The sequence below is a fragment of the Echinicola strongylocentroti genome (assembly GCF_003260975.1).
Lineage (GTDB): Bacteria > Bacteroidota > Bacteroidia > Cytophagales > Cyclobacteriaceae > Echinicola > Echinicola strongylocentroti.
In genome coordinates this window covers 2,656,070-2,671,463 of the sequence record NZ_CP030041.1, presented here as the reverse complement: position 1 = coordinate 2,671,463, position 15,394 = coordinate 2,656,070, and the positions used below count along the sequence as shown (strand labels likewise).

General features: G+C 43.2%; 7 protein-coding genes. 5 read left to right on the top strand and 2 right to left on the bottom strand.

Features of this window, described 5'->3' with window-relative positions; all coding sequences use genetic code 11:
* Position 1 precedes the first annotated feature (1 nt).
* Positions 2-1,366 carry a hypothetical protein gene (locus tag DN752_RS10325; protein ID WP_112786496.1) on the bottom strand — a complete coding sequence of 455 codons (1,365 nt, stop codon included), beginning with the start codon at positions 1,364-1,366 and terminating at the stop codon, positions 2-4.
* Between the two features lie 283 nt (positions 1,367-1,649).
* Here DN752_RS10325 and DN752_RS10315 point away from each other — a divergent pair, with 283 nt between their 5' ends.
* Positions 1,650-3,269, top strand: a complete 1,620-nt coding sequence (locus DN752_RS10315) for a M1 family metallopeptidase (protein WP_112783867.1) — start codon at positions 1,650-1,652, stop codon at positions 3,267-3,269.
* An 84-nt stretch (positions 3,270-3,353) separates the two neighbouring features.
* Here DN752_RS10315 and DN752_RS10310 read toward each other — a convergent pair whose 3' ends face one another.
* Positions 3,354-4,607, bottom strand: a complete 1,254-nt coding sequence (locus tag DN752_RS10310; protein WP_112783866.1) for a dipeptidase — start codon at positions 4,605-4,607, stop codon at positions 3,354-3,356.
* 199 nt (positions 4,608-4,806) lie between these two features.
* Here DN752_RS10310 and DN752_RS10305 point away from each other — a divergent pair, with 199 nt between their 5' ends.
* The 4 genes from DN752_RS10305 (at position 4,807) to DN752_RS10290 (ending at position 15,390) form a co-directional block, all read left to right on the top strand.
* On the top strand, positions 4,807-5,697 hold the full coding sequence (locus DN752_RS10305) for an SMP-30/gluconolactonase/LRE family protein (RefSeq protein ID WP_112783865.1): 891 nt from the start codon (positions 4,807-4,809) through the stop codon (positions 5,695-5,697).
* Positions 5,698-6,730: 1,033 nt separating this feature from the next.
* A complete protein-coding gene (locus tag DN752_RS10300) occupies positions 6,731-9,919 on the top strand; it encodes a SusC/RagA family TonB-linked outer membrane protein (protein ID WP_112783864.1) in 3,189 nt (1,062 codons plus the stop codon).
* Between the two features lie 12 nt (positions 9,920-9,931).
* Positions 9,932-11,362: a SusD/RagB family nutrient-binding outer membrane lipoprotein gene (locus DN752_RS10295; protein WP_112783863.1), complete on the top strand. Its 1,431-nt coding sequence runs from the start codon at positions 9,932-9,934 to the stop codon at positions 11,360-11,362.
* 806 nt (positions 11,363-12,168) lie between these two features.
* On the top strand, positions 12,169-15,390 hold the full coding sequence (locus DN752_RS10290; protein WP_112783862.1) for a SusC/RagA family TonB-linked outer membrane protein: 3,222 nt from the start codon (positions 12,169-12,171) through the stop codon (positions 15,388-15,390).
* Positions 15,391-15,394: the final 4 nt, after the last annotated feature.

Genomic DNA, 15,394 nt, shown 5'->3' with positions numbered 1-15,394 from the left:
TTTAGAAATAGTAACCTATATTAATGTTGATTCGGGTGTTCCAGCCAGGGTCAGGGTCGATCGGGTTGTCGTCCGATACAGGTGCCTGATAATCAATGCCTCGGCCCGGTCCCATGGAGTTTCCGCCAAATGCATCACTGATCCAGGAGTGATTATAGCCCATGGCGGCGTCCACGTAAGTATAGATCTTGCCAGCGGTAATCAAGGCTCCCAAGACATTTTGTTGTGTTTTTTGGAAGGGAGTGAGCACACCGTTGATGGGCATCTCCCCAAATTTTTGGATCAAGCTGTAGTCGTTATATACTTGGACATTCGAAATAGGCCCCCAGTCCACAGGGAAGTCATGCGCCAAACCAATGACATATACCATTGCCTCGCTTGCCACATCATAGGTGCCAAATCCATAAGCCCCCATCTGGACGCTGTTCAGCAACCTGCCGTCATCATCTTGGACATTGTTATAACCATAATAGATGATTTCAGTTTTAAAATTCCATGGTACATTTGACCATTCGGCATGGAGTGCAGCCGCCAGCTGGTTACCACTGTGGGTGGTTTGTTGGTTATAAATCTCCATCACCTGGAATGACCCTCCTAGTTTCCAGTCATCCAAGTGGTAATTGGCCCTTAGGTTCAGTTGGTTGCGTTCGATGTTGCTGTTGCCGTCAATGGGGACCACGTCGTAAGAATAGCGCGCAGTGCTATACTCCCCAAAAGCAGGATCATTGGTGCCCCTTGGTTCGGACAATGGGAAATAGGCGAGGTTAAATGTCCAGTTTGCTCGGTTATGGGTCAGATTAAACCCCATCTGGTGGTCATCTTCCAAGCCTAGATAATAAGGGATCTGAAACCACCAGCTATGTGAGGCATAGGTCAGCAAGCCAAAGGGGACTTGGGTAATGCCCAGTTGGAGATTGTATTTTTCTGAAAAACGATAGCCGATCCACCCGTATTTTATAAAATGGGTGTTGAAAGTCGGGTAAAAACGGTACTCGAAAGCAAACTGCAAACCATCCGAATAAGAATCGACATTGATCCTCCAGGTGTCCCAGGTCCATTCATTCCTGGAATTGGTGCCTAACGGGAATGTCTGTCCTTCGTAGATGGCATAGATGGTGTTGAGTCGTAGTGCTCCCCCTACTTTTACCCACGAAGTGTCGCGGTTCATTTCTTTGTGGGATTCGACGGTGTTTTCTATGGTGGCCTTGTGCTTCCCATGATCTTTTTTGAATATTCCAAAACGAGGTTGGTTTTCAATCGTAGTGTCCTGTCTAAATGGCGCAGCATGGCTCAGCTGGGGATGAGCCATAAGTAGCCAAGTACAAAAAGTCAGTAAAAAGAAGAGAAATGATTTACAAAAAGACATGCTTAAGTATGTTTTATCCATTAAAAAAAAAGAAGCCAAAAAGCAATTTTGTGACTTGCAAGCGCAATAAATATAAGCTTTATAAGCAGTATTCCCAATGATAATTGGATTAATGTTGGTTTAATTATTGCGTTTCCTTTAAAATAAATCCGTAAAAGTAATATATTAGGGAATATAGGTGGGTAGTGCTGAAAATTGGTGTTGTCAGCCATGACAAAAGTGTTTTGTAATGTGTAAATAACGTTCTACTTTTAAGTTTTACTTTAAGGCGACTTCAGCGACAATGAAAAGAGAGTTATTCGGAATCAAATGGTGGGAAAAGTGTGTAAAATGTTTTCTGGCCGGAGCAGTTGTTTCTTTGCTCCTGGCAGGTGATGCATTGGCACAAGATGATTGGACGTGGGGAGGAGAGATGGATCCGCTGCAAGAACAGTTTGAAGTAGTCCATTATTCATTGGACTTGGAGATCCTGCCTAAGATCAAGGGGATCAATGCCGTGATGGAAATGACTTATCGTCCACTAGGGACTTTGGATACGCTTCGTCTAGATCTCATCTCCAATTATGAAGTGGTCAAGGTGGAAAGCAACGGGAGGGTGCAGCGATTTGAACATCATGATGACATTTTGGATATTTATCCCGATAGCCTTTCGCAGCAGGTGAAGATTTACTACAGAGGTCGGCCACCGGTGGCTGAAAATCCACCGTGGTCAGGAGGTTTTACCTGGAGTGAAGACAGCAATGGTGATCACTGGGTGGGGCTTTCCTGTCAGCGAGAGGGAGGTAAGATTTTCATGCCCTGCCTGGACCATCCCTCCAGCAAGGCATCCAATGGGGTGGATCTTTATATTAAAGTTCCTTTTCCTTATTTCGTGGCAGCGAATGGTCGTTTATTGAATCAGGCCACTAGCTCTGGGTATAGCTATTACCAATGGGCGACATCCTATCCCATCAGTAATTATAATGTGAATTTTACGATGGGGCGTTTTCATGAATTGACAAAAGCATATACTTCCACAGATGGAAGTAAGGTTCCGATGGAGGTTTATGTCCTCACCGAACATAAGGAAAATGCACCAGGCTTGCTAAGAGTATTGGAAAATAGCGTCCAGACCCAAGAGAAGTACTTTGGTCCCTATCCTTTTCCGAAGGACAAAATAGCCGTGGTAGAGACGCCCTATCTAGGGATGGAGCATCAGACCATCAATGCCTACGGCAATAACTTTCAATATACCAAAGTAGGGGATACTGCCTTTGACAGGCTGCTGCACCATGAATTGGGGCATGAGTGGTGGGGTAATAAGGTGTCTGTGGGCGATTGGAAGGATTTTTGGATCCATGAAGGGATCTGCTCTTACGGGGACCTGCTCTATTATGAAAAAAATGCTGGCATGGAGGCCTACCTTGAACGTGCTGCCGCCACCAAAAAACAAATTGAGAATGAGGCTCCATTGGTAAAGGGGGACAATATCAACAGTGCCGAGGCCTATCATCCTGATATTTATACGAAGGGTGCTTTTGTAATGCACTCGCTTCGGTTTGTGATGGGGGACGAGGTGTTCTTTCCTATGCTGAAGGCCTTCTTACAGGAAGATAGGTTTACCTACACTCATCAGGTCACCACCAAAGACTTTGTGGACTTTGCGGAGCAATATTCAGGGAAGGACTTAGAGGGCTTTTTTGATATATACCTTTACTCTACCAAGTTGCCCAAGCTGAAGGTGAAGCGGAAGCGTAAACGACGCTATGATGTTCGTTTGAGCAATGTCGATTTTAGCCTGCCCGTAGAAATCAAAACTTCCGATGGTATAGAGGTGGTAGAGCTATCTTCAGATGCCGTGAGGATTAAAAGTGATGAAAAGATAGTAGTGGATCCCAATGGCTGGTATCTTTTTGATGAATAGTAGGTGATGCGGTAATCAGTAATAATCAGTAGTCAGTCGACGGTCGTCTGTGGACCATCGACTGACTAAAAAGATCAAGAAGGATCAAGAGTTTTCCGCAGCCGTTTCTACAGCTCGCCACACGCGGAAAACATTTTTGTAGCAGATTTTTTCGACATCGTCTTTGCTGTAACCCCTCTTGAGCAATTCAGCAATCAAGTTAGGGTACATCGAGACATCTTTAAGGCCATTGGGCAGGGAGTCACCTACTCCATCAAAATCCGATCCCAGACCTACATGGTCAATGCCTGCGATCTTTACGACATGATCAATATGATCTGCGACGAGGGTTACGTCCGGAAAGACGTTATGCTCAGCAACGTACTTTTTGATGTATACTTGAGCTGCGGAGTCCGAGCGGCTAAGTTCGTTTTTTGCCAGCCAGTTGACGATGTGCTCGCGCACTTCAGCAGTTCTTTCATTATAGTCTCCGTCAATGAAGCTTCCGCCAAAGTTGATCATGATGACGCCTTTTTTCTTTCCGAGCAGCTTGATCATTTCATCATCCATGTTCCGCTCAAATCCCGGGGTGTATTTTCTACATGAGCTGTGGGAGGCAATGACGGGTACATCCGTTAGTTTCATGACGTCATAAAATGTGTCGTCAGAGACATGCGAGATGTCCACCATGATGCCGACACGGTTCATTTCTTTCACTACCTGCTCACCAAATGTGGTGAGTCCGCCGTGAGTCCTGCTGGTATCGTAGGAGGAATCGCCTATGAGGTTGTCCTTACCATGGGTAAGCGTGATGTAGCGAATGCCTTTTTCATGAAAGTAGGCTACATTGTTGATGTCGTCTTCGATACCTGCGCCGTTCTCCATGCCCATGGGGAGAGAGATTTTTCCCGCTTTGAAATTGGCTTCGATATCATCAGGGCTGTTGGCCATGGCAAATTTCTCAGGCCATGTCTCTGCCAGGCGCTTGGTCATCAGGATGAGCGAATCGGCCAAGGTTTTTGCACCACCGGTTTGTTGGTAACGGGCAGGCAGGTAGATGGACATAAAGGGAGCGTCCAATCCGCCTTCCTTGGCCCTTGGGAAATCAAAGTTTCCACCGTCTGTTCTTTCAGAAACATCCAGGATTTCACGTTGGAGCGTGAAGCCTCCTACTTTCATACGGTAGGGCAGGTCGACATGCCCATCCACCATGATGGTCTCATGGGCGATTTCTTTGGCTGCTTCCAGTCTAGCTTCGTCAGAAAGCGTGGTGTAATCTACTTGGGTGGGTTTTTCGTTACAGCTCAGTGCTGCTAATAGCAGTAAAGAGCTGACTTTTGGTAGAAATAATTTTTTCATACAAATGATTTTTATAGATAAGGTATAGCAAAACCCGTTAGGTTCCGAAAAGATAATGATTAGCGGTATAAAATGGGTTTAAACAAATATTCGTCTATCTGTTTATAATAGGAGAAGGCAAAACTTATTAAAAGGTATGAAAATTTACTAATTTTAGTAAAAGATTCTTGTATTTACACTAACCATAAAAACACTGGATATGAAAAAACACAATCGAGTATTATTGCTTATGACCGTTGCTCCCATGCTTTATTGGCAATGTGGAGGTAGTGAAAATAAAGAGCAGGCTCAGGAAGAGGTGGTCGTGGTGGAAGAGGAGGTGGTGGAGCCTTCCCTGACCCTTGTATGGGAAACTCCTGCTGAGTTGACGACCTGTGAGTCCGTTTTGGTGGATCCTTCGACAGGAACCATTTATGTCGCAAATATTGATGGTGATGCCCGCGACCATGACGGCGAAGGTTTTATATCTATCATTTCGAAAGATGGTGAAATATTGGAACGTGAATGGGTGACTGGTATGGACGGGCCAAAAGGCATGGGAATCTTGGATGGAAAGCTCTATGTGACAGATATCGATGATATTGTAGAAATCGATATTGAAAAAGGTGAAATAATAAATACCTATGTCGTAGAGGGAGCAAGCTTCCTAAATGACATAGATGTACATGGTAACAAGGTTTACTTCTCCGATATGGAAAAGGGATTGATCCATGTGCTTGAAGATGGTGAGATCAGTACTTTGGCAGAGGGGCAGGAAAATATCAATGGTCTGCGCGTAGATGAAGACGGTGTGTTGCATGGGTTGGATGGCGCAGGACTGAAAAAATATGCTGCTGATGGAACGCATGAAGTATTGAACAGCACAGTGACAGGTGGTGACGGCCTTATTATTTTGGGCAATGGGAATTATTTGGCTAGCCGATGGGCGGGAGAAATATGGATCATCCAAGGTGACAATGAAACCAAGCTCCTTGATACCAAAAATGACAAGTCAAATACCGCAGATATTGGATACTTGGAAGAAGAGAACCTAGTGTTTGTACCTACCTTTATGAAGGATAAGGTGGCGGCATATAGATTGGAGTATTAATGATGTTGAGGTGGTTGATGCATTTTTGTATTTTCTATGTTGAGTTTTTATTTTTATAAATAATTATATAGTTGATATAATTTAACACATATTTTATACTAGAACCTCATTGGAGCGCGCTATCAGGTGTGTTTTGATGAGGTTTTTTTATGTCTTCAATCTTAGTTATCGATTATTGTATTTTTTACCCGCCGTATAGAATAGATTTTCTAATGCCTTAGATGGGTTTGGTCATGAATAGCTTAGGGTTTCTATTGTTACATTCTAATTTTTCTTTTCTGTTTTGTCTATAAATGGTTGATACTGTGTTTTTATAGTAAAAATTAATTTTTTACGTTGTTAAATAAAATAATATAAATATTAAATGTAATAAAAAAGTATCTATTGTTTTTTATCGAGTTTATAATCAATGGCCATTTATTGAGTTAATAATACTATAAAATACTTTGTAAATAATATTTCAATAATGTATAAACTGTAAAAATAGGTTTAAAAACTATATCAAATATTAAGTATATATGTTTTTACCCTTAAATAAGGTTTTAAAATAGAGTTGAAAATTTCAAAAGTATGTAAATAAATAAAAATAAAGTCTTTGTAAATACCTATTAAAAAAAATTGATAATATTTTGAATAATGATAAATATAACAAATAAAATTTCAAATCAAATTTTATGATTTTAGTCATTTTTAAGTATTCCTAATTTTATAGTTAAACTGTACGGTATCGATACATTGTTTAGTAATATATAATGTATAAAAGTGTAATAGGGATTTATAATTCTGTAAATATAACTTGGTTAGAGGTTCTGCTATTGTTTTTTATAAAAACTAAGTATTTAACTACTGTATCTATAATTATATGATGTATAAAAAAAGTTAAAAAAATTGAAAATATTTTTCTAGGTAATAATTACTTGAAATACAGTTTATTAAGTCTATTTTTTTTCAATAAAAATTTTAGTTGAAAAATGCTGCTGTTTGTTTTTTGGGATGCTGCATCTACTTTACTCCAAAATCAAACGTATCGCATATGAAAAAAAATGTACTATTGTTCGCGTTACTGTTGGTATTTTCGCAATTTTCTTTTGCGCAGATATCTTCGGTAAAAGGGACGGTTACCTCGGCCGAAAACGGGGAGCCAGTACCCGGTGTAAGTGTGTTGGTAAAAGGAACCACCAAAGGAGCGGTGACCAATTTGGATGGTCAGTATTCCTTGGAGCTTCCTGATGATGGGGAGGTGTTGGTGTTTTCATTTATTGGGATGGCTACAGAAGAGGAGCCTATCGATGGTCGCAGCGTCGTGGATGTTGTCATGACTTCGGATGTAAAAGCACTGAATGAAGTGGTAGTGACGGCATTGAACGTGTCACGAGATGAGAGCTCACTGGGATATGCTATTCAGAGTGTGGATGGAGATAAGCTGTCCAGTGTTCGGGAGGCCAACGTGGTAGGCTCTCTTGCCGGTAAAGTGGCCGGCGTGCAGGTGATCGGTTCTTCCGGAGCTGCGCTTGGAGGTTCTCAAAACATCCGTCTCAGAGGGATTAATTCCCTTAGCGGTGGTTCGCCGCTTTTTGTGGTGGACGGTACCCCTATCTCGAATAGGAGTTTTTCCCCCGATGAAGATTATTCGGGAAGGGACTACGGAAACTTGGCCGCAGATATCAATCCAGATGATATCGAATCCATTTCTGTCCTAAAAGGACCTTCGGCAGCGGCACTTTATGGGAATAGGGCTGCCAATGGAGTGATCATCATTACTACCAAAAAAGGTACTGAACGGAAAGGTATCGGCGTAGAGATCAACCACAGTACTACTTTCGAAAAAGTGTATATCCTTCCGGATTACCAAAATGAATATGCCGGGGGCTATAGCCAGGAGTTGGCTTCTTTCGAGTATAACCCTGATACCCATCCAGCTTCTTGGGCAGAATTTGATGGTCAACCAGTGATAAACTATGCCGCTGATGAAAGCTGGGGGCCGCGCATGGAAGGTCAGATGGTAAGACATTGGGACAGCTGGTATGAGGGAGAGAGCTTTGGCGAGTTACGTCCGCTTTTACCAAATGAAAATAATGTAAGGGACTTTTTCGAGACAGGTGTGACCATGAATACGGGCGTTGCGCTGTCAGGAGGTGATGAGGAAACGTTGTTCAGGCTGTCGCTGAACCATATCGATCAGAAAGGGGTAATGCCTGGGTCTGAATTGCTTAAAAACAATGTTTCCTTTAACGGAAGTACGATGCTGACAGACAAGCTTAAAGCTAGCTTGAACTTTAACTTCACCAGTACCCAAGGGCAGGGGCGGCCTGCTTCAGGTTATACGGGCAGAAATCCGGTGAACTCCTTTAACCAGTGGTTTCAACGGCAACTGGATATGGACAGGCTTGAAAATTACAAAAACCCAGATGGTACTTACCGGACTTGGAATATTCGCTCTCCGAGCAATACCCGTCCACTCTACTGGGACAATCCATATTATGAAGCCTATGAAAATGCACCAAACGATAAGAGGGACCGTGTATACGGTAACTTTGGTTTGACGTATGACTTTACAGAGAACTTTAGCGTGTCTGGTTTTGCCAGGACAGATTTCTTTAACCAAAAAATCGAAGAGCGAGTGGCATCGGGTGGTTTGGATTTGGATGAATACTATGTGAGTACCCGAATCGGAAGAGAGGATAATTATGAGGTCCTTGCTCAGTATGACAAGAATTTTGGCGGCTTCTCTGTCGTGGCCAATGCCGGTGGTAATATCAGAAGAAACTTCTATGACACCATGGGTGAGCAAACCGAAGGAGGGCTGTCGGTACCCGGCTTCTATAATATAGATGCTTCTATCGACCGTCCTGATGTATCCAATTTCTATAGTGAAAAAACCGTTCGAAGTGTATACGGCAGCTTGTCGCTAGGCTATATGAGTACCATTTTCCTTGATTTGACAGCTAGGAATGATTGGTCATCAGCACTTCCGGAAAACAATAACAGTTATTTCTATCCGTCGATCTCTACCAGTTTTGTCTTTACTGAGCTGATGGGCAACACGAATTTCCTGAACTTCGGTAAGCTGAGGTTGAGTTATGCGCAGGTGGGCTCTGATGTATCAGCTTATGATATTGCCCAAGTATATAATGTGGGTACGCCATATGGGTCATTGCCAGCATTGACTGTGCCAAACACCTATCCAAACCCTAACTTACGTCCGGCACTTTCATCATCTTACGAAGCGGGAGTGGACCTGAGGTTTCTTCAGAGAAGACTGGGACTGGATGTGACCTATTATAGAAATGACAACAAAGATCAAATTATAGATTTGACCGTACCTGGTTCTAGTGGGATTACAGAGGCCAAGGTAAATGCGGGAAATATCCGTAGTGAAGGGGTAGAAGTGATGTTAACGGCTACACCTGTTACCAACCAAGATTTTACTTGGGATATGAACCTGAATTTTGCGAGAAATACCAATGAGGTCATCGAGCTATATCAGGATCAGGAAAACCGTCAGCTACAGTCCGCATATTGGGGGATGACCCTAAACGCCAAAGTGGGTGAGCCCTGGGGTACGCTGATCGGTACAGGATATACCTATGATGAGGAGACAGGCCTGCCTGTGATCAATGATGACGGCAGCTACGTGAAGAATCAAAACCAGGAACTGGGAACGGTATTGCCTGATTTTACCGGTGGATTCAGAAATACATTTACTTACAAGAACTTTGACTTGACGGCATTCTTGGACTTTCAGAAAGGGGGACAATTTTATTCGGTGACCAAAATGTTCCTGCCTTATTCTGGTCTAGCTGCAGAAACTGCCGGTCTGAACGATTTGGGTAATCCAAAACGTGATCCGGTAGATCAAGGAGGAGGTATTCCAGTGACAGGAGTAGTAGAAGGAGAAGGGGTTCAGACCATTTATGTAGATCCATCAGAGCACTACAAAGGACTGTTCGGCGTTCACGAGGAGTACATTTACGATGCTTCATATGTGAAGTTGAGAGAGGTGAGGTTGGGCTACACTTTGCCAAGTAAACTGCTGGCAAAGTGGCCCATCCATTCTGCCAATGTGGCTTTTATCGCCAAAAACCTATGGTTAATCCATTCCAACGTGGATGGACTGGATCCGTCTGAGTTTGCTGCCGGTGGCAATGGTTATTCATATTTCGAGGCAGGCCTATTGCCAGGGGTAAGGTCTTATGGGTTTAACATTCGTGTCGTACTTTAATTTGCAGAAACTATGAGAAGATTAATAAATAAGATAAATACAGGATTGGCAGTTGGCTTGATGATGGTTTCAACTGGTTGTGGGGACTTTGGGGATATTAATGTGGATCCTAATCGGCCGTCTTCGCCATTGACCTCTAGTTTGTTGACAGATGCAGAACGCTCCGTTTCCGATGTGATTGGAAACGAGACCAGCGTGCTGTATGTTCAGCATATTTCGCAAAAACAATATACGGAAGGGTCTAGGTACCAGACGATCTACTTTGATTTTAATGGATACTATTCCGGGCCGTTATTTGACTTGCAACGCATCATCGATCTGAATACTGATGAGGCGACCAAGGGAGACATGACGGCAGCAGGAAGCAATGCCAACCAGATCGCTGTGGCGAGAATCATGAAAGCATACTTCTATGCAGTTGTGACCGACAGGTGGGGAGAGCTTCCTTATTCAGAAGCACTTCAAGGGGATGATGACTTGTCCCCTGCCTATGACACACAAGAAGCAATCTATTATTCGCTGTTTACTGAATTGACAGAGGCGGTCGGCCAAATGGACGGAGGTACGCCTGTGGAAGGGGATTTTATTTTTGGAGGAGATATGGATCGTTGGCAGCAATTTGCCAATTCCCTTCGTTTGATTTTGGCATTGCGTATCAGTGATGTGGATCCTGCCAAAGCGGAGGCCGAATTCGTGGCCGCCTACGAGGCTGGTGTGTTGGAAGCAGATCTGATGTATCCGTATTTGAATGCTACCAATAATCAAAACCCTTGGTATGCGAGATTCCTTACTCGGGTGGATCATGTGATCAGCAGTACCATGGTAGACTTTATGAAGCCATTGGGAGATCCAAGGTTATCAGTGTATGCGGATCCTGCCGCAGCAACAGGTACTATCGAGGGGATGCCTTATGGAATCAGTAATGCGGTGGCCGGTGAAGTTACCAATGATGAGGTGTCTTACCTGGGGAGCGTGACAAGACAGCAGGATGCTGCTTTGCCGATCATTACCAGGGCCCAGTTATTGTTTTCTTTGGCAGAAGGAGCAGAGCGTGGATGGATCGGCGAGTCTGCCGAAGATCTTTACTATGAGGCCATCCAGGCTTCCTTTGAACAATGGGGCGTATTTGATCAGGCTACTTATGATGCATATATCGCCCAGCCAGAAGTGATGTATGATAGTACGAACCCTTATATGTCTATTGGTAATCAAAAGTGGGCAGCCTTGTTTTTGCAAGGATTTGAATCATGGGCAGAATGGAGAAGGTTGGATTATCCGGCATTGACTCCAGCGCCTGATGCCCTGAATGAAAGTGAGCAGATTCCCGTTCGACAAGCCTATCCGACAACGGAGCGCGATTTGAATGAGGCCAATTATTCCGAGGCTGTTGCCAGGCAAGGGGAAGATGGCCTAGATACCAAATTATGGTGGGATGTGAATTGAGATTAATATTACCTTTATATAACTAGTGAGAGTTGAAGTTGGGGGCCGTCCGTTTTTCGGGCGGCCTTTTTCATTCTATTAAATTTTTATTCCATTAACGGGGTCTACGTTTTTTACAACCTTAAGGCTTCGCGTTTTATTCTTCAGTGAGAAATACTCGGAAAAGTGGTAGTGAAAGCATGTAGGTCAGTGAAGGGTTTGGGACGCTTTTATAAGGCTGTTTTTAGGATTATTGCTACAAAAACTTTAACCTGATTCGACTGGATTTTACTGGACACACCTATTTTGAGAGTTGATTTTCTTGTTTTTAGTATCGTTTATAAAGTTTTTGGGTCCATAGAGAACCAGGAAATACCAAGATTTCATAAAAGGATTAACAAGCCCTTTCTAAATTCAACGATTTCGTATTAATTGTTATAACAGTATTTTATTTTGATTATATAGTTGTGTAAGGTGTAATAAAAAGCATCGAAAAGAATTAAGTTGCTTGATAAAATATAATTTGGAAACCTAAAAATATAAAATCGGTTTTTATTAATTTGGTAAAATTTTCTTGCGTAAAGGATCGGAAATGTGCGTATTTATTTTTGAAGAAATCGATTTCCATACAATTATCCATTGGTTGATTTAATGATATAGCCTATTAGAAAAGGACAATTTTTTTAAATTAATTTAAAAAATGTTAAATTACTGGAAACCAATTGTTTGACATGGTGTAAGGGTTCGTTATCAAAATGTTAAAAAATCATAAAGTTTTTTTTTAGCATGGAGATTTCTACTTTGTGCCAAAATCAAATCAACCGCATATGAAGAAAAGTGTACAGTTAGCCCTCTTGCTATGTATGTTTTTGCAATATTCTTTTGCACAGACTACATCAGTAACGGGGACGGTTACTTCAGCTGATAGTGAAGAGCCAGTCCCAGGCGTAAGCATTCTAGTGAAAGGTACCTCGCGTGGTGCCGTCACGGATTTGGATGGTAAGTACTCATTAGAAGTACCTGCAGGTGGAGAAGTATTGATCTTCTCTTTTATTGGCATGACCACTCAGGAAGTGCCCATTGATAACAGAACAGTCATAGATGTGGCGATGGCATCCGATGCCAAGGAATTATCGGAAGTGGTCGTGACAGCGTTGGGTGTAGAAAGAAACAGAAACGAGCTAGCTTACGCAGCCCAAGAGGTTAAAGGTGACCAAGTGTCACGTGCCCGGTCTGCGGATTTTGTAAGTACTCTTTCTGGTAAAGTAGCTGGTTTGGATGTCCGGACCAACAACACCATGGGTGGAGCCACCAACGTGGTGATCAGGGGATATTCTTCTATCTCCGGCAATAACCAAGCCTTATTTGTCATTGATGGCGTCCCTGTAAGTAACGCCAACAATAACGCCGATGCCCAAGCAGGTGGTGGGGTGGCTACCGATTATGGTAATGCCGCTTCGGATATCAATCCTGACAATATTGCTTCCGTGAACGTGCTTAAAGGTGCTGCTGCTACCGCACTTTACGGATCACGGGCTGCCAACGGGGTGGTCATGATTACTACCAAAAAAGGGAAGAAGAACAGCATGAACATCTCTATCAACAGTGGTGTGATATGGAGTTCTATGGATAAGAGCACTTTTATTAGATACCAAGACCAATATGGTGGTGGTTATGCTCAGGAATTCCGTGACTCCCAAGATTTTGGTGACGGTGTGGCGCCAGTGGTAAGGTTTCAGGATGATGCCTCTTATGGTCCTGCTTATGATCCAAACCTACAGGTTTATCAATGGGACGCAATAGACCCAACTTCTCCATTTTTCGGACAGACTAGGCCTTGGGTTATCGCCCAAAACGACCCTAGTACGTACTATGAAACGGGACTAAACTCAAACCAAAGCATTGCTGTAAGTGGTGGTGGGGAGCAGAGTACCTTTAATTTGGGATACACCCGAAACGATATTAAAGGTAACTTGCCCAATAGTAGCATTGACAAAAATATGCTGAATTTTTCAGGTTCTTATGATGCCACTGAAAAGCTCACCGTAAGTGCGTCTGCCAACTATACCAAAATTGATGGTATTGGTAGATATGGTACTGGCTATAATGGACGAAATCCTAACCAGCAGTTCAGACAGTGGTGGCAAACCAACGTGGACCTAAAAGAGCAAGAATCCGCATACTTTAGAAATAAACAAAACGAGACGTGGAATTGGAACTCTTCCAATACTGGCCCGATCTATTCTGATAACCCTTATTGGTCGGCCTATGAAAATTACTCTAATGACAGCAGGGATAACCTCTACGGTTTTGCCATGATCAACTATGAGTTGACGGATTGGTTGAGCATCATGGGCCGGGCCACACTGAACACTACCTTTGATATGCAAGAAGAGCGTATTGCTGTAGGTAGTGCTGGGGTGGCTGAATATGCTAGATATAATAGGTCATATAGGGAATCCAACTATGACCTGATCTTGAATTTCAACAAGCAACTTTCCGAGGACTTCAAATTGAACGGCCTTTTGGGTGGTAATATCCGTAGGGAAGAAACAAGTGATATCAGGGCCGAAACTAATGGTGGATTGGTAGTGCCAAGGCTGTATTCACTGTCCAATTCTGCTAGCCCTATCGAGCCACCAGTGGAACGATATACAAGAAGAGGTGTGGATGGTGTATATGCCAATGCTAACTTAGGCTACAAAGATATGCTCTTCTTGGAGCTTTCTGCCCGTCAGGATAAATCAACTACATTGCCGGAAGGCGATAACTCTTATTTCTATCCTGCAGCTGGAGCTAACTTCGTGTTTTCAGAAGTGATCGAAAACGCTCCATGGTTGACCCATGCCAAAGCAAGGATCAACTACGCAGAGGTAGGTAACGATGCTCCTCCCTTGAGTGTTTATGATGTTTATACCAAGCCAACCTCATTTGGCTCTACACCGCTTTTCTCTATTCCAAGTACGAGAAATAACGATCAGCTGGTGCCGGAAAGACAGCGAAGCTGGGAGGCGGGTGTAGAAATGGACTTCTTTAACAGCTTGTTTGGATTTGACTTTACGATGTATAAGTCCAGCACGATTAATCAAATCCTTCCAGTAGCTACTACTACCGCAACCGGGTACTCCGAAAGGTATGTAAACGCTGGTGAAATGGAGAACAAAGGGATAGAAATAGCGGCTTATGTCACTCCTATCCAGACCAATGACTTTATGTGGAACATGAGCCTGAACTTCACCTTGAACCGCAACAAGGTCATTAGCCTGTATGGTGAAGGCGAAAACAAGGTGGATAATATACCGATCGAATCATTCCAAGGTGGGGTGTCGGTGAATGCAGCAGTGGACCAACCATATGGTGTGATCAGAGGCACGGACTTTATCTATACCAACGAGCAAAGGACCGTAGACGAAAATGGTTACTACATGGCCACAGGAGCGGCGGATAGAATCATAGGGGATCCCAATCCGGATTGGTTGGGTGGTATCAATAATACCCTTACCTATAAGGGCGTATCCCTTGCCTTCCTTATTGATATCAGAAAAGGTGGAGACATCTTCTCCTTGGATCAGTGGTATGGTGAAGGTACCGGATTGTATCCAGAAACTGCAGGCCTAAATGCACAAGGTAATCCTTCAAGGGATCCAGTAGCTGACGGCGGTGGTGTTTTGCTTCCCGGTGTAAAAGAAGATGGCAGTCCGAATGACATCTATGCGGAGAACCAAGATGGCAATGGCTTGACACCGTTTGGCTATGCTGCCAATAACTATGCAGGTGCTCCCCGCGCCATGTACGTATATGATGGTAGTTATGTAAAACTTCGTGAACTGGTATTGTCTTACTCATTGCCTCAAACCCTTATTGCTAGAATGGGAGCGATCAAGGGTATAGACCTGCAGTTGGTAGGACGTAACCTATGGATTATCCATAAAAACATGGAGTACTCTGATCCTGAAGAGGGATTGGGTTCAGGAAATGCCAGAGGCTATCAAAGTGGAGCCTATCCTGCCATGAGAAACTATGGTTTCAACATCAAATTAAATTTTTAAATCG

Coding starts and splice junctions, on each gene's coding strand:
- DN752_RS10325 (WP_112786496.1), bottom strand. CDS start 1,366: ATGTCTTTTTGTAAATCATTTCTCTTCTTTTTACTGACTTTTTGTACT.
- DN752_RS10315 (WP_112783867.1), top strand. CDS start 1,650: ATGAAAAGAGAGTTATTCGGAATCAAATGGTGGGAAAAGTGTGTAAAA.
- DN752_RS10310 (WP_112783866.1), bottom strand. CDS start 4,607: ATGAAAAAATTATTTCTACCAAAAGTCAGCTCTTTACTGCTATTAGCA.
- DN752_RS10305 (WP_112783865.1), top strand. CDS start 4,807: ATGAAAAAACACAATCGAGTATTATTGCTTATGACCGTTGCTCCCATG.
- DN752_RS10300 (WP_112783864.1), top strand. CDS start 6,731: ATGAAAAAAAATGTACTATTGTTCGCGTTACTGTTGGTATTTTCGCAA.
- DN752_RS10295 (WP_112783863.1), top strand. CDS start 9,932: ATGAGAAGATTAATAAATAAGATAAATACAGGATTGGCAGTTGGCTTG.
- DN752_RS10290 (WP_112783862.1), top strand. CDS start 12,169: ATGAAGAAAAGTGTACAGTTAGCCCTCTTGCTATGTATGTTTTTGCAA.